17 protein-coding genes and 1 pseudogene are annotated in these 16,243 nt (G+C 71.9%); 11 read left to right on the top strand and 7 right to left on the bottom strand.

Going from position 1 to position 16,243, the window contains the following annotated elements; all coding sequences use genetic code 11:
* The first annotated feature begins 83 nt into the window (after positions 1-83).
* The 6 genes from SAVERM_RS33870 to SAVERM_RS33895 all read left to right on the top strand — a co-directional run bounded on the left by SAVERM_RS33870 (position 84) and on the right by SAVERM_RS33895 (position 7,017).
* Positions 84-1,490, top strand: a complete 1,407-nt coding sequence (locus SAVERM_RS33870) for a CitMHS family transporter (RefSeq protein ID WP_010987992.1) — start codon at positions 84-86, stop codon at positions 1,488-1,490.
* Positions 1,490-2,740 carry an MFS transporter gene (locus tag SAVERM_RS33875; protein WP_037646401.1) on the top strand — a complete coding sequence of 417 codons (1,251 nt, stop codon included), beginning with the start codon at positions 1,490-1,492 and terminating at the stop codon, positions 2,738-2,740. The genes SAVERM_RS33870 and SAVERM_RS33875 overlap by 1 nt, the downstream gene beginning before the upstream one ends.
* A 103-nt stretch (positions 2,741-2,843) precedes the next feature.
* Positions 2,844-3,605: a hypothetical protein gene (locus SAVERM_RS33880; protein ID WP_010987994.1), complete on the top strand. Its 762-nt coding sequence runs from the start codon at positions 2,844-2,846 to the stop codon at positions 3,603-3,605.
* Positions 3,592-4,323, top strand: a complete 732-nt coding sequence (locus SAVERM_RS33885; RefSeq protein ID WP_010987995.1) for a class F sortase — start codon at positions 3,592-3,594, stop codon at positions 4,321-4,323. Before SAVERM_RS33880 ends, SAVERM_RS33885 begins: the two co-directional genes overlap by 14 nt.
* A 211-nt stretch (positions 4,324-4,534) precedes the next feature.
* Positions 4,535-5,923: an aldehyde dehydrogenase family protein gene (locus tag SAVERM_RS33890; protein WP_010987996.1), complete on the top strand. Its 1,389-nt coding sequence runs from the start codon at positions 4,535-4,537 to the stop codon at positions 5,921-5,923.
* Positions 5,924-5,937: 14 nt separating this feature from the next.
* Positions 5,938-7,017, top strand: coding sequence for a Zn-dependent alcohol dehydrogenase (locus SAVERM_RS33895; protein WP_010987997.1), 1,080 nt, complete (start codon positions 5,938-5,940; stop codon positions 7,015-7,017).
* 6 nt (positions 7,018-7,023) lie between these two features.
* On the opposite strand, the gene SAVERM_RS33900 is transcribed toward SAVERM_RS33895, so the two are convergent.
* The 3 genes from SAVERM_RS33900 to SAVERM_RS33910 all read right to left on the bottom strand — a co-directional run bounded on the left by SAVERM_RS33900 (position 7,024) and on the right by SAVERM_RS33910 (position 9,676).
* On the bottom strand, positions 7,024-8,034 hold the full coding sequence (locus SAVERM_RS33900; RefSeq protein WP_010987998.1) for a DMT family transporter: 1,011 nt from the start codon (positions 8,032-8,034) through the stop codon (positions 7,024-7,026).
* A gap of 151 nt (positions 8,035-8,185) precedes the next feature.
* Positions 8,186-8,908 carry an ArsR/SmtB family transcription factor gene (locus SAVERM_RS33905; RefSeq protein WP_037646644.1) on the bottom strand — a complete coding sequence of 241 codons (723 nt, stop codon included), beginning with the start codon at positions 8,906-8,908 and terminating at the stop codon, positions 8,186-8,188.
* 126 nt (positions 8,909-9,034) lie between these two features.
* Entirely contained in the window at positions 9,035-9,676 is a 642-nt protein-coding gene (locus tag SAVERM_RS33910) for a TetR/AcrR family transcriptional regulator (RefSeq protein WP_010988000.1), read from the bottom strand.
* 77 nt (positions 9,677-9,753) lie between these two features.
* Here SAVERM_RS33910 and SAVERM_RS33915 point away from each other — a divergent pair, with 77 nt between their 5' ends.
* The 3 genes from SAVERM_RS33915 (at position 9,754) to SAVERM_RS33925 (ending at position 12,021) form a co-directional block, all read left to right on the top strand.
* Positions 9,754-10,905 carry an acyl-CoA dehydrogenase family protein gene (locus SAVERM_RS33915; RefSeq protein WP_010988001.1) on the top strand — a complete coding sequence of 384 codons (1,152 nt, stop codon included), beginning with the start codon at positions 9,754-9,756 and terminating at the stop codon, positions 10,903-10,905.
* Positions 10,906-11,015: 110 nt separating this feature from the next.
* A complete protein-coding gene (locus tag SAVERM_RS33920; RefSeq protein WP_037646403.1) occupies positions 11,016-11,270 on the top strand; it encodes a YiaA/YiaB family inner membrane protein in 255 nt (84 codons plus the stop codon).
* Between the two features lie 124 nt (positions 11,271-11,394).
* A complete protein-coding gene (locus tag SAVERM_RS33925; RefSeq protein ID WP_037646404.1) occupies positions 11,395-12,021 on the top strand; it encodes a TetR/AcrR family transcriptional regulator in 627 nt (208 codons plus the stop codon).
* A 46-nt stretch (positions 12,022-12,067) separates the two neighbouring features.
* On the opposite strand, the gene SAVERM_RS33930 is transcribed toward SAVERM_RS33925, so the two are convergent.
* Positions 12,068-12,529 carry a MaoC family dehydratase gene (locus SAVERM_RS33930; protein WP_010988004.1) on the bottom strand — a complete coding sequence of 154 codons (462 nt, stop codon included), beginning with the start codon at positions 12,527-12,529 and terminating at the stop codon, positions 12,068-12,070.
* Positions 12,530-12,636: 107 nt separating this feature from the next.
* On the opposite strand from SAVERM_RS33930, the gene soxR reads away from it, so the two are divergent.
* Complete coding sequence (gene soxR, locus SAVERM_RS33935; RefSeq protein WP_010988005.1) at positions 12,637-13,146, top strand: redox-sensitive transcriptional activator SoxR; 510 nt, start codon at positions 12,637-12,639, stop codon at positions 13,144-13,146.
* 40 nt (positions 13,147-13,186) lie between these two features.
* Here soxR and SAVERM_RS33940 read toward each other — a convergent pair whose 3' ends face one another.
* Positions 13,187-14,254, bottom strand: a complete 1,068-nt coding sequence (locus SAVERM_RS33940; protein ID WP_010988006.1) for an RNA ligase (ATP) — start codon at positions 14,252-14,254, stop codon at positions 13,187-13,189.
* A 166-nt stretch (positions 14,255-14,420) separates the two neighbouring features.
* Positions 14,421-14,694: pseudogene (locus SAVERM_RS45060) on the bottom strand (3-keto-5-aminohexanoate cleavage protein); the annotation flags it as partial.
* A gap of 94 nt (positions 14,695-14,788) precedes the next feature.
* Between SAVERM_RS45060 and SAVERM_RS33945 the strand changes: the two are divergent.
* On the top strand, positions 14,789-15,310 hold the full coding sequence (locus SAVERM_RS33945) for a hypothetical protein (protein ID WP_010988007.1): 522 nt from the start codon (positions 14,789-14,791) through the stop codon (positions 15,308-15,310).
* Between the two features lie 85 nt (positions 15,311-15,395).
* Here the strand turns inward: SAVERM_RS33945 and SAVERM_RS33950 are convergent, their stop codons facing one another.
* Positions 15,396-15,998, bottom strand: a complete 603-nt coding sequence (locus tag SAVERM_RS33950; protein WP_010988008.1) for a hypothetical protein — start codon at positions 15,996-15,998, stop codon at positions 15,396-15,398.
* Between the last annotated feature and the right edge of the window lie 245 nt (positions 15,999-16,243).

The following is a 16,243-nucleotide window of genomic DNA, read 5'->3' on the forward strand; positions in this document are numbered from 1 at the left end:
GTTAACAGTTCTCGACCCGACTTAACGTCATCGCCACCGCCGGCCCTGGTGGGAGTTCAAGGGCGAACGTTAGGTATCCATTCATGCTGACCATCCTCGGCTTCACCATGATCGCGACCTTCTTGGTCCTGATCATGCTGAAGAAGATGTCGCCGATCGCGGCGCTCGTGCTGATCCCGGCGCTCTTCTGCGTCTTCGTCGGAAAGGGCGCCAAGCTCGGTGACTACGTCATCGACGGCGTCACCAGCCTCGCGCCCACCGCGGCGATGCTGATGTTCGCGATCGTCTACTTCGGTGTGATGATCGACGTCGGCCTCTTCGACCCGATCGTGCGGGGCATCCTGCGGTTCTGCAAGGCGGACCCGCTGCGGATCGTCGTCGGCACGGCCCTGCTCGCCGCGATCGTCTCGCTCGACGGCGACGGCTCGACCACCTTCATGATCACGGTCTCGGCGATGTACCCGCTGTACAAGCGCCTGAAGATGAGCCTCGTCGTGATGACCGGTGTCGCCGCGATGGCCAACGGCGTGATGAACACGCTCCCCTGGGGCGGCCCGACCGCCCGCGCCGCGACCGCGCTGAAGCTGGACGCCAGCGACATCTTCGTGCCGATGATTCCGGCCCTCGCCGTGGGTCTCCTCGGTGTCTTCGCCCTCGCCTACGTCCTCGGGCGCCGCGAGCGCACGCGGCTCGGCGTGCTGACGCTGGACGAGGCACTGGAGCCGCAGGAGGCCGAGACGGTGCTGGTGGGTGCGGGCGGTTCCGAGGAGAAGTCCCCGCGCGCCACCGGCGGTTCCGGCTCCGGCACCGACGCGGACGCCCCCGAGTCCGCCACCGCCGACGACGGATTCCAGGGCCTCGACCCCCACCGCGCCACCCTGCGCCCCAAGTTGTACTGGTTCAACGCGCTGCTCACGGTCACGCTACTCACCGCCATGATCATGGAGTGGCTGCCGATCCCGGTCCTGTTCCTGCTCGGCGCCGCGCTCGCGCTCACCGTCAACTTCCCGCACATGCCCGACCAGAAGGCCCGCCTCGGCGCCCACGCCGAGAACGTCCTCAACGTCTCCGGAATGGTCTTCGCCGCCGCCGTCTTCACCGGCGTCCTCCAGGGCACCGGCATGGTCGACCACATGGCCGAGTGGCTGGTCTCCAACATCCCGGACGGCATGGGCCCGCACATGGCCTTCGTCACCGGTGTCCTGAGCATCCCGCTCACGTACTTCATGTCGAACGACGGCTTCTACTTCGGCATCCTCCCGGTCCTCGCCGAGGCGGGCCAGGCGCACGGCGTCTCGTCCCTGGAGATCGCCCGCGCTTCGCTGGTCGGCCAGCCGCTGCACATGTCGAGCCCGCTGGTGCCCGCCGTGTACGTCCTCGTCGGCATGGCCAAGGTCGAGTTCGGCGACCACACGAGGTTCGTGGTCAAGTGGGCCGCGCTCACCTCGCTGGTGGTGCTCGGGGCCGGGATCCTCTTCGGCATCATCTGATGCCCGGCGCCTCTCCCACCGAACGGCCCGGCAGGGGCTGGCTGCTGCGCCTCGTCATCGCCTTCTGCTTCGCGCAGGGGGCGGTGTCGATGGCGCGGCCCGCCGTCTCCTACCGGGCCCTCGCGCTGGGCGCCGACGAGCGCGCGGTCGGTGTGATCGCGGGCGTGTACGCGCTGCTTCCGCTGTTCGCCGCCGTGCCGCTCGGCCGCCGTACGGACCACGGCCGGTGTGCGCCCCTGCTGCCGCTGGGCGTTGTCCTGATCGCGGGCGGCTGTGCCCTGAGCGGCGCGGCCGACTCCCTCGCCGCGATGGCCGCCTGGAGCGGGGTGATGGGTCTCGGCCACCTCTGCTTCGTCATCGGCGCGCAGTCGATCGTCGCCCGCCAGTCCGCGCCCCACGAACAGGACCGCAACTTCGGCCACTTCACGATCGGCGCCTCGCTCGGCCAGCTGATCGGCCCGGTCGTCGCGGGTGCCCTGATCGGCGGCCCGGACCGGGCGGGCAGCAGCGCGCTGGCGCTGCTGGTGGCGGGCGCGGTCGCCGCGGTGTCCTGCGCGTCGCTGTGGCGCATCGAACACCGTACGACGGCCAACTCCCGTACCGAGCGCGGCGATCGCATCCCCGTCCACCGCATCCTGCGTACCCGGGGGGTGCCCGCGGGCATCTTCGTCAGCCTCGCCGTGCTGTCGGCGACGGACATCCTCACCGCGTATCTTCCGGTGGTCGGTGAACACCGGGGCATCGCTCCGTCGGTGGTCGGTCTGCTGCTGAGCCTGCGCGCCGCGGCGACCATCGCCTGCCGGCTGGTGATGACACCGATGCTGCGGTGGCTGGGCCGGGCCGCCCTGCTCACCGTGACCTGTCTCGCGGCGGCGCTGCTGTGCGCGGGCATCGCGCTCCCGGTGCCGGTGTGGGCGCTGGCCGTGATGCTCGCGGCGCTCGGGTTCTGCCTCGGCGTCGGGCAGCCGCTGTCCATGACGACCGTGGTGCAGGCAGCGCCGGACGACGCGCGCTCCACCGCCCTCGCGCTGCGCCTGACCGGCAACCGGCTCGGCCAGGTCGCCGCGCCCGCCGCGGCCGGTCTGATCGCCGGAGTCGCGGGCGTGGCGGCGCCGTTCGTGATGCTCGGCGCGCTGCTGCTGATCTCCTCGGGAATCGCGCTGCGCGCGCCGGGGAAGCAGGTGGTGCGACAGCGGACCGGTGGCCCGCGGCGGTCCGGTGCGCCATTGGGCCGGACGAGGGATTCCTGACAGGGTGTCGGGCGCAGCTCCCGCATCCGCCGCGGCGAATGTGAAAGAGAGTCAGGTGAAAGAGCGATTTGTATGAAAATCGTCTGACTCGGAGGACATACGCATGACCACCTCGCCACTCTCCCGCCGCGCCGGAGCAGCCCGCACCGGTGCCGCCGCCGCCCTGGCGGTTCTCGCCACCGCCACGACCGCCTCGATCGGGGCGCCGGTCGCCTTCGCCGCCCCGGGGGACGAAGGCGAACTCAGGATCCACAGAGTGGGTGCGCCCCTGGGCGTGCCCAAGGACGACTCCAAGGTCTGCCGGTTCTACCTCGACGCGACCAACTTCGACGGGGCGACGACCGTCACCTACACCATCGAGGCGCAGCCGCCGCTGCCCAACACCGCGACGCTCACCGGCGCCATCATCCTCGCGGCGGGTGTCGGCCGCACGGAACCCCTCGCCCTGCCCGACGGGCAGTACAAGCTGACCTGGCCCGTCCCCCCGAGCGCCACCGCCCCCCAGAAGGAGAAGATCTTCCGGGTCGACTGCCGCGAAGAGAACGAGCACGGCGAAAAGGAGTACAACGGCGCGTCGGGCCCGCAGGGCGGCGGCTACCAGGGCGGCGACAGCCAGGGCGGCGCCGGCCAGGGCGGCGACAGCTCCTCGCAGGGCGGCGGACACGAGAGCCAGGGCGGCGGGAACAGCTCCTCGCAGGGCGGCGAGGACGGCCCGAAGGGCGGCGTCCACGCGGGCGGCGGCGGGCTCGCCGACATGACCGAGGCGGTCTCGCCGGTCGCCGCGACGGCGGCCGTCGGGCTGGTCGTGGCCGGAGGCGTCACGTACTTCCGGCTGATCCGCCGTCGGCCCCATGGCGCCGCGTAGGCGGCTCCGCAGGCCCTGGTACCGGACTCGCGCCTACCGCCTCACCAGGACGGCCGCGCTCGTGGCCGTCCTGGTGACGGTGGGCAACCGGTGCGGACAGGACGACGAGCCGGGCGGGCCGGCCGTCCTCGCCGGGCCCGAGCGGCCCGCGGTGGCGGCCGACGCCGCCGGCCCCGGCACCGACGCGCGCGGTCCCGGGACCGGAGCGGAGCGGACCGGCCGGTCGGCCCGGTCCGCTCCGCCGCCCACCCCGCTGCCGCGCTCCCGGGCCACCGTGCTGCGCATCCCGCATCTGGGCATCGAGGCGCCGGTCATCGGCCTCCGGCTCGACCGTGACCGGCAGCTCGCCACGCCGCCGGTGGACAAACCCAAGCTCGTAGGCTGGTACGAGGGCGGACCGGCGCCGGGCGAGAAGGGCACGGCCGTCGTCGTCGGCCACCGCGACACCAGGACCGGCCCCGCCGTCTTCGCCGCGCTCGGCCAACTGCCGCCGGGACGGCTGGTCGAGGCCCGGCGCGCGGACGGACGCACCGCCGTCTACACCGTGGACCGGGTGCAGACGTACGAGAAGTCGCACTTTCCCGACAAGGAGGTGTACGGCACCAGGAAGCGCCCCGAGCTGCGTCTGATCACCTGCGGCGGCACGTACGACCGCAAGAAGGGCTACGCCAGCAACATCGTGGTCTTCGCCCACCTCACGGCGACCCGGAAGGGCTGAACCCCGGCGGAACGCCCGCGGGGGCTGAACCCCGGCGGGGACGCCCGCGAGGCTCTTCCGGAACGTCGCCCCAGGTCCTCGTCCCCCCGGTATCGCGCTCCGCCGCGGCGCGCGGGCCCCGCTCCATCGTGACCCGGAACCCTCTGGCGTCCCAAAACTAACATCGCTAGTTTGGGGCGCGGACGACGCTGCCCGACTCCGGAGGAAGACGATGAAGGCACAGGACGGCATGTACATCGACGGCGCCTGGCGGCCCGCCGCGGGGCCGGACATGATCGAGGTCGTGAACCCGGCCGACGAGCAGGTGATCGGCCGGGTGCCGGCGGGCACTCCCGAGGACGTGGACGCGGCCGTACGTGCCGCGCGTGCCGCCCTGACCGCCTGGGCCGCGACCCCGCCCGCCGAGCGGGCCGCGCGGATCTCCGCCCTCCGGGACGTCCTGGTGGCCCGCCAGGACGAGATCGCCGAGACCGTCACGGCCGAACTCGGCTCACCGCTGTCGTTCTCGCAGAGCGTGCAGGTGGGCCTGCCGATCCTGGTCGCGGGTTCGTACGCCGAACTCGCGGCGACGTACGCCTTCGAGGAGAGGGTGGGCAACTCGACCGTCCACCACGAGCCGGTCGGCGTGGTCGGCGCCATCACCCCCTGGAACTACCCCCTGCACCAGATCGTCGCCAAGGTCGCCCCGGCACTCGCGGCGGGCTGCACGATCGTACTGAAGCCCGCCGAGGACACCCCGCTGACCGCCCAGCTCTTCGCGGAGGCGGTCCACGAGGCCGGTGTCCCGGCGGGTGTGTTCAACCTCGTCACCGGCCTCGGCCCGGTCGCGGGACAGGCGCTCGCCGAGCACGAGGACGTCGACCTGGTCTCGTTCACCGGCTCGACGGCGGTCGGCAGGCAGATCGGTGCCACGGCCGGTGCGGCCGTCAAGCGGGTCGCCCTCGAACTCGGCGGCAAGTCCGCCAACGTCATCCTGCCGAGCGCCGACCTCGCCAAGGCGGTGAACGTGGGCGTCGCCAACGTGATGGCCAACTCCGGCCAGACGTGCAGCGCCTGGACGCGCATGCTGGTGCACGCGGAGCGGTACGAGGAGGCGGTCGAGCTGGCCGCGGCCGCCGCGGTGAAGTACGCGGACCGCATCGGCCCGCTGGTGAACGCCAAGCAGCGCGCCCGGGTGCGCGGTTACATCGACAAGGGTGTCGCCGAGGGCGCACGGCTCGTCGCGGGCGGCCCCGAATCCACCGAGCCGCAGGGCTACTTCGTCAGCCCCACCGTCTTCGCCGACGTCACGCCCGAGATGACGATCGCGAAGGAGGAGATCTTCGGCCCGGTCCTCTCGGTCATCCGGTACGAGGACGAGGAGGAGGCCCTGCGGATCGCCAACGGCACGGTGTACGGCCTCGCCGGCGCCGTCTGGGCGGGCGACGAGGCGGAGGCGGTCGCCTTCGCCCGCAGGCTCGACACCGGGCAGGTCGACATCAACGGCGGCCGCTTCAACCCCCTTGCGCCCTTCGGGGGTTACAAGCAGTCGGGCGTGGGCCGTGAGCTCGGCGCGCACGGCCTCGCCGAGTACCTCCAGACCAAGTCCCTCCAGTTCTAGGAGCGTCGCCCACCATGGTCCGCGCAGCTGTACTGCCCGCCGTCGGTGCTCCGCTGGAGATCACCGGGATCGAACTGCCCGAGCCCGGTCCCGGCCAGGTCCGGGTCCGGCTCGCCGCCGCCGGGGTCTGCCACTCCGACCTGTCCCTGTCCGACGGCACCATGCGGGTGCCGGTCCCGGCCGTCCTCGGCCATGAGGGCGCGGGCACCGTCGTCTCCGTGGGGGAGGGCGTCACCCAGGTGTCGCCCGGCGCGGGCGTCGTCCTCAACTGGGCGCCGTCCTGCGGAAGGTGCCACGCCTGCTCGCTGGGCGAGGTCTGGCTGTGCGCCGACGCGCTGACCGGCGCCGGGACCGTGTACGCGCGGCGCACCGACGGCTCCGACCTGTACCCCGGGCTGAACGTCGCCGCGTTCGCCGAGGAGACGGTCGTCCCGGCCGCCTGCGTACTGCCCGTGCCCGACGGCGTGCCGCTCACCGACGCGGCGCTGCTCGGCTGTGCCGTGCTCACCGGCTACGGAGCCGTCCATCACTCGGCGAAGGTCCAGCCGGGCGAGACGGTCGCCGTGTTCGGGGTCGGCGGGGTCGGCCTCGCGACGCTCCAGGCCGCCCGGATCGCGGGCGCGTCGAAGATCGTCGCGGTGGACGTCTCGCCGGAGAAGGAGTCGCTCGCCCGCCGGGCCGGGGCCACCGACTACCTCGTCGCCTCCGAGAACACGGCCCGCGAGATCCGCGGGCTCACCGACAAGCAGGGGGTGGACGTCGCCGTCGAGTGCGTGGGCCGCGCCGTGACCATCCGCACCGCCTGGGACTCGACGCGGCGTGGCGGCCGCACCACGGTCGTCGGCATCGGCGGCAAGGACCAGCAGGTCGTGTTCAACGCGCTGGAGATCTTCCACTGGGGCCGCACCCTGTCGGGCTGCGTGTACGGCAACTCGGACCCGGCGAAGGACCTGCCGGTCCTGGCCGAGCACGTACGGGCGGGGCGCCTGGACCTCGGCGCGCTGGTGACGGAGCGGATCGCCCTCGACGGCATCCCGGCGGCGTTCGACAACATGCTGGCCGGCAAGGGCGGCCGGGCGCTGGTGGTGTTCTAGGCGCGCCTAGGCGCGCGGCTCCGGGGCCGGTCGAGGAACTGGATCCGGAGCCGGTCGAGGAGCTGGTTCCGGGGCCGGCGCCGGGGCCGTGTCCTCGGGCACAGGCGCGGTCGTCCGGCCGCGCGGCCGGGAACGCGACACCGCCACCCCGGCGAGACACAGCAGGCCACCGGCCAGCGTCAGCGGTCCCGGCACTTCGTCGAGCACCAGCCAGGACATCAGTACGACGAGGGCGGGCACGGCGTACGTGGTCGCGCCCATGCGGCTCGCGGTCGTACGGGCGAGGGCGTACGCCCAGGTCGTGAACGCCAGCGCGGTCGGGAAGACGCCCAGGTAGAGCATGTTGAGGGTCGCGGAGACGGGCGCGGCGGCCGCCTCGTGGACGAGCTGCCCGGCGAAGGGCAGACACCCGACCGCGCCGACCAGGCAGCCGAAGGTCGTCGCCTGGAGCGCACTGGCACTGCCCAGCGCCGGCTTCTGCGCGACGACTCCGCCCGCGTATCCGGCGGCGGCGAGCAGACACAGCACCACCCCGAGAACCGAGGATCCGCCCTCCCCGGACAGGGAGAGACCCACGGCGACCGCACCCGCGAAGGACACCGCCATCCCCGCGAGCAACCGCGGCGACAGGGCGTCGCCGAGCAGCCGGGCACCGAGCAGGGCGATGAGGATCGGGCCGATGTTCACGACCAGGGCCGCCGTGCCCGCGTCCACCTGCTGCTCGCCCCAGTTGAGCACGACCATGTAGCAGCCGAACCAGAGCAGCCCGGACATGACGATCCCCGGCCAGGCCGCGCGCGGCGGCAGACCCTCCCCGCGGACGAGACAGATGACACCGAGCGCGAGGACGCCCGCCAGCAGCCGGCCGAGCGCCAGCGCGCCCGGCGAGTAGGCGGCACCCGCACTGCGGATCGACACGAAGGCGGAGGCCCACAGGACGACGGTGACGGCCGCCGCGCCCGCGGCGAGCAGCTCCGCGCGGCGGCGGGGTGCGGGGGTGAACGGGGGAGTGCTCATCATGCTCCCGAGGCTAGGAGGGGGACAGACAGGGGGCACGCGGATTTCGGACGTCGTACTGCGGCTGCCGCTGTGGGTGTGGCTGTGCGTGCGGGTCCGGCTGCGGCCGCTCTTGAGGCAGCGCCGCTCATGTGGTCGCTGCCGCTCCCGCTCAGCGCAGCGCACCCGTCGCGATGCCCAGCAGCGCCGCGAGCGCCCGCTCCCCTTGGTCCGTGACCTTCACGGCCCGCTCGGAGCCGATGCGTACGCACCACCCCGCGTCCAGAGCGTGCCGGCACAGGGCCGCGCCCGCGACGCCCGCGAGATGGGGCCGGCGTTCGGTCCAGTCGAGGCAGGCCCGGGCCAGCGGGCGTCGGCCGGTGGGTTCGAGACCGATACCGGCGTCCGCGAACCACTTCAGCCCGTCGTCCGTGAGCGCGAACCCGGTGTCCTGGCGCAGCAGCCCACGTCCGGTCAGCGCGTCGGTGAGGGCGATGCCGAGCCGCCCGGCGAGGTGGTCGTAGCAGGTGCGCCCGCGGGCCATCGCGGTGCCGGCGCTGGACTCCCGCAGCGTGCGCGGTTGTTCGAGGGCGCCGGGCGCGACCTGGGCCGCGAGATCCTCGACGAGCTGCGCGGTCCGCCCGTCGGCCAGCCGTACGTACCGGTGCCGCCCCTGCCGCTCCTCGGCGAGCAGCCCGCCCGCGACCAGCTTGCCCAGATGCTCGCTGGCGGTGGAGGCCGCGACTCCCGCGTGCCGCGCCAGCTCGCCGGCCGTCCACGCCCGCCCGTCCAGCAGCGCCAGCAGAAACGCGGCCCGCGTCTCGTCGGCGATCAGCCCGGCGAGCCGGGCCAGCCGCGGCGCCTGGGCATCCCGGGACCTGTGTCGGCTCGTCATGCGTTCCAGCATGCGGTACGGACACTTCGGCACCCGCCGAAGTGTCCGTGGCGGGTGCCGATCGCGAAGAGGCGCGCGCCCCCGGTCGCCGGGCGGCGGGAACTCGGCGCCAGGGCCAGGGGCGGCCTAGAGGGCCCGCCGTACCTGCTCGTACTGCTGCGCGAGCCCGTCCAGCAACGCCGTGAGCCCCGTCTCGAACGCCCGCTCGTCGATCTTCTCCTGCTGCTCGGCAAGCAGGTGGGCCTGCCCGAGGTGGGGATAGTCGGCGGGGTCGTACGCCGTCTCGTCGTCGACGAACCCGCCCGCGAACGAGCCCAGCGCGGAGCCCATGATGAAGTACCGCATCAGCGCGCCGATGGACGTGGCCTGCGCGGGCGGCCAGCCGGCGCGGACCATCGCCCCGAAGACGGCGTCGGCGAGGCGGAGGCCGGCCGGGCGTCGCCCGGGGCCCCGGGCGAGCACCGGGACGATGTTCGGGTGGTCGCGCAGCGCGGCGCGGTAGGAGAAGGCCCAGTCGTGCAGCGCCGTCCGCCAGTTCCGGCCGTCCTCGAACATCGACAGGTCGACCTGCGCGCTCACCGAGTCCGCGACCGCCTCGAGGATCTGGTCCTTGGTGCGGAAGTGGTTGTAGAGCGAGGGCCCGCTGACCCCGAGTTCGGCGGCGAGCCGGCGGGTGGAAACGGCCGCCAGGCCCTCGGCGTCCACCAGCGCCCGTGCCGCGTCGACGATGCGGTCGGTGCTGAGGAGGGGCTTGCGCGGTCGGGCCATGGCGCACATAGTAGGGCTGCGCACGTAAACTAGCAGTGCTAATTTAAATGTACGGCTTTCAAATGGGGTGACGCGCCATGAACCTGGAGCTCAGCGAGGAGCAGACCGCCGTCCGGCAGCTCGCCAAGGACTTCGTGGACCGCGAGGTCGCCCCGAACGTCATCGCCTGGGACCGCGCAGAGGAGGTCGACCGCTCCCTCGTCAAGAAGCTGGGCGAGGTCGGCTTCCTCGGGCTGACCGTCGACGAGGAGTACGGCGGCTCCGGCGGCGACCACCTCGCGTACTGCCTGGTGACGGAGGAGCTGGGCCGGGGTGACTCCTCGGTGCGGGGCATCGTGTCGGTCTCCCTCGGGCTCGTCGCCAAGACGATCGCGTACTGGGGGAGCGAGGAGCAGAAGCGGCAGTGGCTGCCGGGGCTCACCTCCGGCGCGTACGTCGGCTGCTTCGGCCTCACCGAGCCCGGCACCGGCTCCGACGCGGGCAATCTGACGACGAGGGCCGTACGCGACGGCGACGACTACGTCGTCAACGGCACCAAGATGTTCATCACCAACGGCACCTGGGCCGACGTCGTGCTCCTCTTCGCCCGCTCCACGGACGCACCCGGACACAAGGGCGTCTCCGCCTTCCTCGTCCCCACCGACACCCCCGGCCTGACCCGCCGCCCCATCCACGGCAAGCTCGGCCTGCGCGGCCAGGCCACCGCCGAGCTGGTCCTCGAGGACGTCCGCGTGCCCGCCTCGGCGATGCTGGCGCCCGAGGGCAAGGGCTTCTCCGTGGCCATGTCGGCGCTGGCCAAGGGGCGGATGTCGGTCGCGGCGGGCTGTGTCGGCATAGCCCAGGCCGCGCTGGACGTGGCGGTGAAGTACGCCACCGAGCGCGAACAGTTCGGGAAGACGATCGCCCACCACCAGCTCGTACAGGAGCTGATCAGTGACATCGCCGTGGACGTGGACGCCGCCCGGCTGCTGACCTGGCGGGTCGCCGACCTCGTCGACCGGGGGCAGCCGTTCGCCACCGCGTCCTCCCAGGCCAAGCTCTTCGCCTCCGAGGCCGCCGTGCGCGCCGCGAACAACGCCCTCCAGGTCTTCGGCGGCTACGGCTACATCGACGAGTACCCGGCGGGCAAGCTGCTGCGCGACGCCCGCGTGATGACGCTCTACGAGGGCACGAGCCAGATCCAGAAGCTGCTGATCGGGCGGGCGCTGACGGGGGTCTCGGCGTTCTGAGGAACCTCGTTCCGAGTTCCGCGGGACCTGGTTCCGGCCGGCCTCGTCTGAGTACGTCCTGAGTACGGCGGCGGATGTGGTTCCGGCCGTGGCCGCCGACCCTTGTCCGTATGAGCGAGACACCGGTCAAGCAGCAGAACACGGCAGCCTTCTACGGTCAGGCCGTCGCCTCTTTCTCCGTCGCCATGGCGGCCACCGCCATCGGCATCTTCAAACTGCACGCCGACGCCTGGGTGCGGGGCTTCCTGGCCATCGCCGTCCTGTACCTGGTGACCTCGGCCTTCACCTTGGCCAAGGTGATCCGGGACCGGCAGGAGGGCGCGCACCCCGCGGGGCGCGCGTACGGCCCCTTCGAAAAGCTGTGATCCGTTCGCCCACCCGTTTGCCGACTCGTTCATCCACCCGTTCGCACCGCGCTGAACGGGCACTCTAAGCGCTCGCTCACCTTCAGAGGTATGGTGTTCGTCCTGCCACTGGAAGGGGCGAGTGATGAGTACGGCGGAGGAGACGGCCGGCGGCGAGATCCAGCCGTGGGCCGAGGTCACCCCTGACGCGGCCCGGCGGTTGCTGGTCGCCGCCGTGGAGGCCTTCGCCGAGCGCGGCTACCACGCGACGACCACCCGCGACATCGCGGGCCGGGCCGGCATGAGCCCCGCCGCGCTCTACATCCACTACAAGACCAAGGAAGAGCTGCTCCACCGCATCAGCAGGATCGGGCACGAGAAGGCGCTGGAGATCCTGCGGCCGGCGGTGGAGGGCGAGGGCAGCGCCGCCGAGCGGCTCTCCGAGGCCGTACGGTCGTTCGTGCGCTGGCACGCCGGGCAGCACACCACCGCACGGGTCGTGCAGTACGAACTGGAGGCGCTCGGCCCCGACGCGCGCGCCGAGATCATCGCGCTGCGCCGGCAGACCGACGCGGCCGTGCGCGGGATCATCCAGGACGGCGTGGCGGCGGGCGACTTCGACGTCCCGGACGTGCCCGGCACCACCGTGGCGGTGCTCTCGCTCTGCATCGACGTGGCCCGCTGGTTCAACGTCAACGGCCCCCGTACGCCCGACGAGGTCGGCGCGCTCTACGCCGACCTCGTGCTGCGGATGGTGAGGGCGAAGGTCTAGAGGGTGGATCCGAAGGACACCCCCTGGCCCGCTCCCGCCGGCGGCCTCAGAAGTAGTAGCGCGACACCGACTCCGCCACGCAGACCGGCTTGTCGCCGCCCTCACGCTCGACCGTCACCGCGGCCGTGACCTGGACGCCCTCGCCCGCCTCCGTGACCTCCTGGAGGACGGCGGTGGCGCGCAGCCGTGAGCCCACCGGCACCGGCGCGGGGAAACGCACCTTGTTCGAGCCGTAGTTGACGCCCATCTTCATGCCCTCGACCCGCATCACCTGCGGCACCAGCGCGGGCAGCAGCGACAGCGTCAGATAGCCGTGCGCGATGGTCGTGCCGAACGGACCCGCGGCGGCCTTCTCGGGGTCCACATGGATCCACTGGTGGTCGCCCGTGGCGTCGGCGAACAGATCGATCCGCTTCTGGTCGACCTCCAGCCAGTCGCTGTACCCCAGCTGCTCGCCCACCGCCGCCTTCAGCTCGTCGGCGGATGTGAAGATCCTCGGCTCTGCCATGTCCCTGGCCTCCTGTGTCGCCATGTCTAAGCAACTGCTTAGCATGGTCGGGCGGGGGGCCCATGTCAACGGGCCGCGAGTGTGACGAGGTAGGTAGGCTTCGAGGGGTGCCCCAGATTCCCGAGAAGATCCATGAGCTCACGGTCGGCCAGCTGTCGGCCCGCAGTGGCGCCGCCGTCTCCGCCCTGCATTTCTACGAGTCCAAGGGCCTGATCAGCAGCCGCCGCACCGCGGGCAACCAGCGCCGCTACCACCGCGACGCGCTGCGCCGGGTCGCTTTCGTCCGCGCCGCGCAGCGCGTCGGCATCCCGCTGGCCACGATCCGCGAGGCGCTCGCCGAACTCCCCGAGGAGCGGACCCCGACGCACGAGGACTGGGCGCGCCTCTCCGAGGCCTGGCGCGCCGAACTCGACGAGCGCATCACCCAGCTGGGCCGGCTGCGGGACCATCTGACGGACTGCATCGGGTGCGGATGCCTGTCGTTGGAGACCTGTGTGCTCTCCAACCCGGACGACGTCTTCGGCGAACGGCGGACGGGCTCGCGGCTCATGGTGGACCGCGCCGCGAGCCGGCCGCGGCGCACACCGGGTCAGCAGCAGCCCGAGGACTGCTGCTGACCAGTCCTGACCAGTCCCCGGCCTGCTGCGGCCGGTCCGGTCACTCGTACTCCGTGCCGCCCTTGCGGGTCAGATACGCCGGACTGACCGCCTTCGCGATCGCCCGGCCGCCGGTCACCGGGCTGCGCCGCTCGGTGGCGGACCGGATCACGACGCCCTCCCGCAGATGCAGCCCGTGCCCGGAGACCGTCTCCCGTCCGGAGGCGGTCTCCAGGACCCGCTCGATGTCGTACGGGCCCTCGTACAGCCTGGGTACGAGGGGCAGTTCGCCGTCCAGCCGATCCGCCGCGTCCAGCCAGCGGACCTCGCCGTCGATGTCCGCGGACACGTCGAACACGGCGTACCCGAGGGTGTCGCGGCGGCCGTCCGCGCCGTACGTCAGGTCCTGTACGCCGGCCCCGTACACCTCGCCGAAGATCCCGACCCGGCGTGCCCCGAGCCGTTCGGCGAGGCGGGCCGCGGCCTGGGCCACGCCGTGGCCGTGCACGGCGCGCCAGTACAGATTGCGCGGATCCTCCTTCAGGGCGAGGGACTTGGCGCCGAAGCCCTTCGAGGAGACATGCACACGGTCCTCGTCGGCGAGGTACGTCACCAGGCATGCCGTGCCGTGCAGCTTCTCCGTCAGGACGACGGGTTCGCCGGGCGTGAAGATGTCCGGGTAGCGCTGGATGTTCTCGATGTCGACCCAGCGCAGCAGATCGGGCACGGACTCGATCTCGCCGCTCATCGTGGGCGGGATCGGCGGCACCCACTTGGTGATGCCGAGCAGCTCCGCGAAGTCGGTTCCGTCCGCCACCGTCCGCGCGAGGTCGACGTCCGCCAGCGCCTTCGGCCGGCAGACGATCCCCTGCGACAGCTCACCGCGCAGCCGTACGGCCTTGACCCGGTCGGAGCCGCTGCCCGCGAGGCGTCCGGTCAGCCCCAGCTCCTCGATCAGCCCGGCCGGCAGCACGGACTGCTCCGGGATGTAGACGGCGGTCTCGCCGGTGCGATACGCGCCCTTGGCGACGACGGCCCGGTACAGGCCCACCTGGGCCAGTTCGAGGGCGTCGGCGTTCGGGTGGGGGTGGATGGTCAGCACTTCGGCGGTGACGCGCAGCGTCGACATGTCAGGGCTCCTCGGGTTCCTCAGCCGGGTTTCATCGCCCCCAACTGTCCCTACGGGAAAGGGGTGGAGCGAGCCGATTTGGTGCTGGTAGCGTCGGGCTCTTCGGCCGGCGGCGAGGTCGTGCGCGGAGTCCTGACCGGAACATCTCCCACGCCCTCACCAGCCCTCGACGCCGCCTCCACCGCCACTTTGCGCTCCAGGAGCGCCCCCGCGACGCCCTCCGCGCCGGGCTCGTGCCGGTTGACCGAGGCGTGATCGGGTAGGACGGTCCATTCACGGACGCGCGCCACCCGGGCCGCGGGATCCGGTTCCCCCCATGCGCCCGTGGTCGCCCCGATCGGAACGCGAACCTGTGAACGTATCTCTTCGAGTGCCGTCGCAAGCGCTTTCGCCGACAATGTGTGCTGTCCGCAAGGGGACTTGGGATGCACGTGGACGTCCACCGGCACCATGCCCCCGATGGTGCCCCCCGCCACTGACAACCAGCCTCGACCCGGGGCGAACCGGTGTTCAGGAGACGGAGAAGGAGGAGAAATGAGCGTCGTCATCAGCTCGTTGAAGTACGAGGCCGCGCACTCGGGGGCGCAGAAGATCACATACGACAACGACGGCTACCACCTGGTCCGCTTCCCGTACGAGGTGAGCGAGGAGTCGTACGACCCCTGGAAGATGCACGATCCGGCCCGGGGCGGTGGCCAGGCGTCGACGTACCCGGACACCCGCTCCGGGCTGATCTGGCCCAGCCACGACGGCTGGGCCGTGCTGTCCGCGATGGTCTTCTGGGAGGCCGACGCCCGCGCGCTGGAGTACCGGGCGCGCTTCGTGCGCGACCCGCTGGGTGTCTCCACGGGGTACGACTCGACGGCCACGAACGACACGACGCTCACCCGCGGCGGCCAGTACCGCACTTATCTCTGGCAGATGTTCGTGCATCCGGGGACCCCCGTCGGCCTGAAGATCTCGGCGCGCGGTGTCGGTGACGCGAAGATCGCCGTACCGATCACCCTCGCCGAGTTCAAGCTCGCCATCCACACGGACGTCAAGACGCCTTCGTAGGCAGCGCCTTTCGGGCGCTCGTCCGATCAGGACACCCCGGGCACGCGCACGGGGGCGCGGCCTTCTGTGCGCACCCCCGTCGTGCTCACGCCGACACCAGCAGCCGTCCGCGCCTGGCCTCCACCAGGGCTTCGGGTGTCAGAACGGGCCGCGGCACCACTATTCCGCAGCCCGTGCAGACCGGGCCCGACGACGGTTCGTGGGCCAGGTCGTACTTCCATGTGAGGCGCTCCCCGGCGCACACGGGGCAGGCCTCGCCCGGCTCGCGCTCCAGTGCGGCGATGAGCCGGCGCAGCACCTCGGCCAGTGCTTCATGGGGATGGACCCGTGGGTCGTCGCACCAGGCGACGCCGAAACCGCCCCAGGTCAGCCGGTGCCAGTCGTCCACGCTGCCCGGCCTGCGCAGCCCGTCGTGCTTCTCCTTCTTGCGGCGCTGCGCGAACTCGACCTCGTAGGCGAGCCAGACGGAGCGGGCCTCCTCCAGCTCGTCCAGCGCGGCCACGAGCCGCGCCGGATCGGGCGAACGGTCCTCAGGACCGAACCCGGCCCGGGAGCACAGATGGTCCCAGGTCGCCCGATGCCCGTAGGGGGCGAACCTCTCAAGGCACTTGCGCAGTGAGTACCGCCGCAGTGCCAGATCGCACCTCGGATCTCGCACCTGTCTCGCCAGACTCCGGAAACCGGCCATCGCCTTGCACCTCCGTCACACCTGCACCTGAACTTCGGTCACTTCGGCGTCGTCGAACGGACGTCGCCGAATAGACGTATCGACAAGCAATTCGGCTCCATCCGATTTTCGATGACCGCCATAAGCCACCCGCCGAGTCGTCCCGGCTTACCTCCCGCCGCTGTCAGCCGCCTGTCGGCGGCACTGTCCGACTGCGATGAATCCCAAAAACTGACGCATGTTCATCTTCAATCTCGGGGATACCG

The organism is Streptomyces avermitilis MA-4680 = NBRC 14893 (assembly GCF_000009765.2).
In the GTDB taxonomy this organism is placed as follows: Bacteria; Actinomycetota; Actinomycetes; order Streptomycetales; family Streptomycetaceae; genus Streptomyces; species Streptomyces avermitilis.

Bases quoted from the DNA above. Each gene is read 5' to 3' on its own strand.
- SAVERM_RS33925 (WP_037646404.1), top strand. From the start codon at position 11,395: ATGAGTACGGCGGAGGAGACGGCCGGCGGCGAGATCCAGCCGTGGGCC.
- SAVERM_RS33945 (WP_010988007.1), top strand. From the start codon at position 14,789: ATGAGCGTCGTCATCAGCTCGTTGAAGTACGAGGCCGCGCACTCGGGG.
- SAVERM_RS33930 (WP_010988004.1), bottom strand. From the start codon at position 12,529: ATGGCAGAGCCGAGGATCTTCACATCCGCCGACGAGCTGAAGGCGGCG.
- SAVERM_RS33950 (WP_010988008.1), bottom strand. From the start codon at position 15,998: ATGGCCGGTTTCCGGAGTCTGGCGAGACAGGTGCGAGATCCGAGGTGC.
- SAVERM_RS33905 (WP_037646644.1), bottom strand. From the start codon at position 8,908: ATGACGAGCCGACACAGGTCCCGGGATGCCCAGGCGCCGCGGCTGGCC.
- SAVERM_RS33940 (WP_010988006.1), bottom strand. From the start codon at position 14,254: ATGTCGACGCTGCGCGTCACCGCCGAAGTGCTGACCATCCACCCCCAC.
- SAVERM_RS33875 (WP_037646401.1), top strand. From the start codon at position 1,490: ATGCCCGGCGCCTCTCCCACCGAACGGCCCGGCAGGGGCTGGCTGCTG.
- SAVERM_RS33915 (WP_010988001.1), top strand. From the start codon at position 9,754: ATGAACCTGGAGCTCAGCGAGGAGCAGACCGCCGTCCGGCAGCTCGCC.
- SAVERM_RS33890 (WP_010987996.1), top strand. From the start codon at position 4,535: ATGAAGGCACAGGACGGCATGTACATCGACGGCGCCTGGCGGCCCGCC.
- SAVERM_RS33900 (WP_010987998.1), bottom strand. From the start codon at position 8,034: ATGAGCACTCCCCCGTTCACCCCCGCACCCCGCCGCCGCGCGGAGCTG.
- SAVERM_RS33880 (WP_010987994.1), top strand. From the start codon at position 2,844: ATGACCACCTCGCCACTCTCCCGCCGCGCCGGAGCAGCCCGCACCGGT.
- SAVERM_RS33910 (WP_010988000.1), bottom strand. From the start codon at position 9,676: ATGGCCCGACCGCGCAAGCCCCTCCTCAGCACCGACCGCATCGTCGAC.
- SAVERM_RS33870 (WP_010987992.1), top strand. From the start codon at position 84: ATGCTGACCATCCTCGGCTTCACCATGATCGCGACCTTCTTGGTCCTG.
- SAVERM_RS33920 (WP_037646403.1), top strand. From the start codon at position 11,016: ATGAGCGAGACACCGGTCAAGCAGCAGAACACGGCAGCCTTCTACGGT.
- SAVERM_RS33895 (WP_010987997.1), top strand. From the start codon at position 5,938: ATGGTCCGCGCAGCTGTACTGCCCGCCGTCGGTGCTCCGCTGGAGATC.
- SAVERM_RS33885 (WP_010987995.1), top strand. From the start codon at position 3,592: ATGGCGCCGCGTAGGCGGCTCCGCAGGCCCTGGTACCGGACTCGCGCC.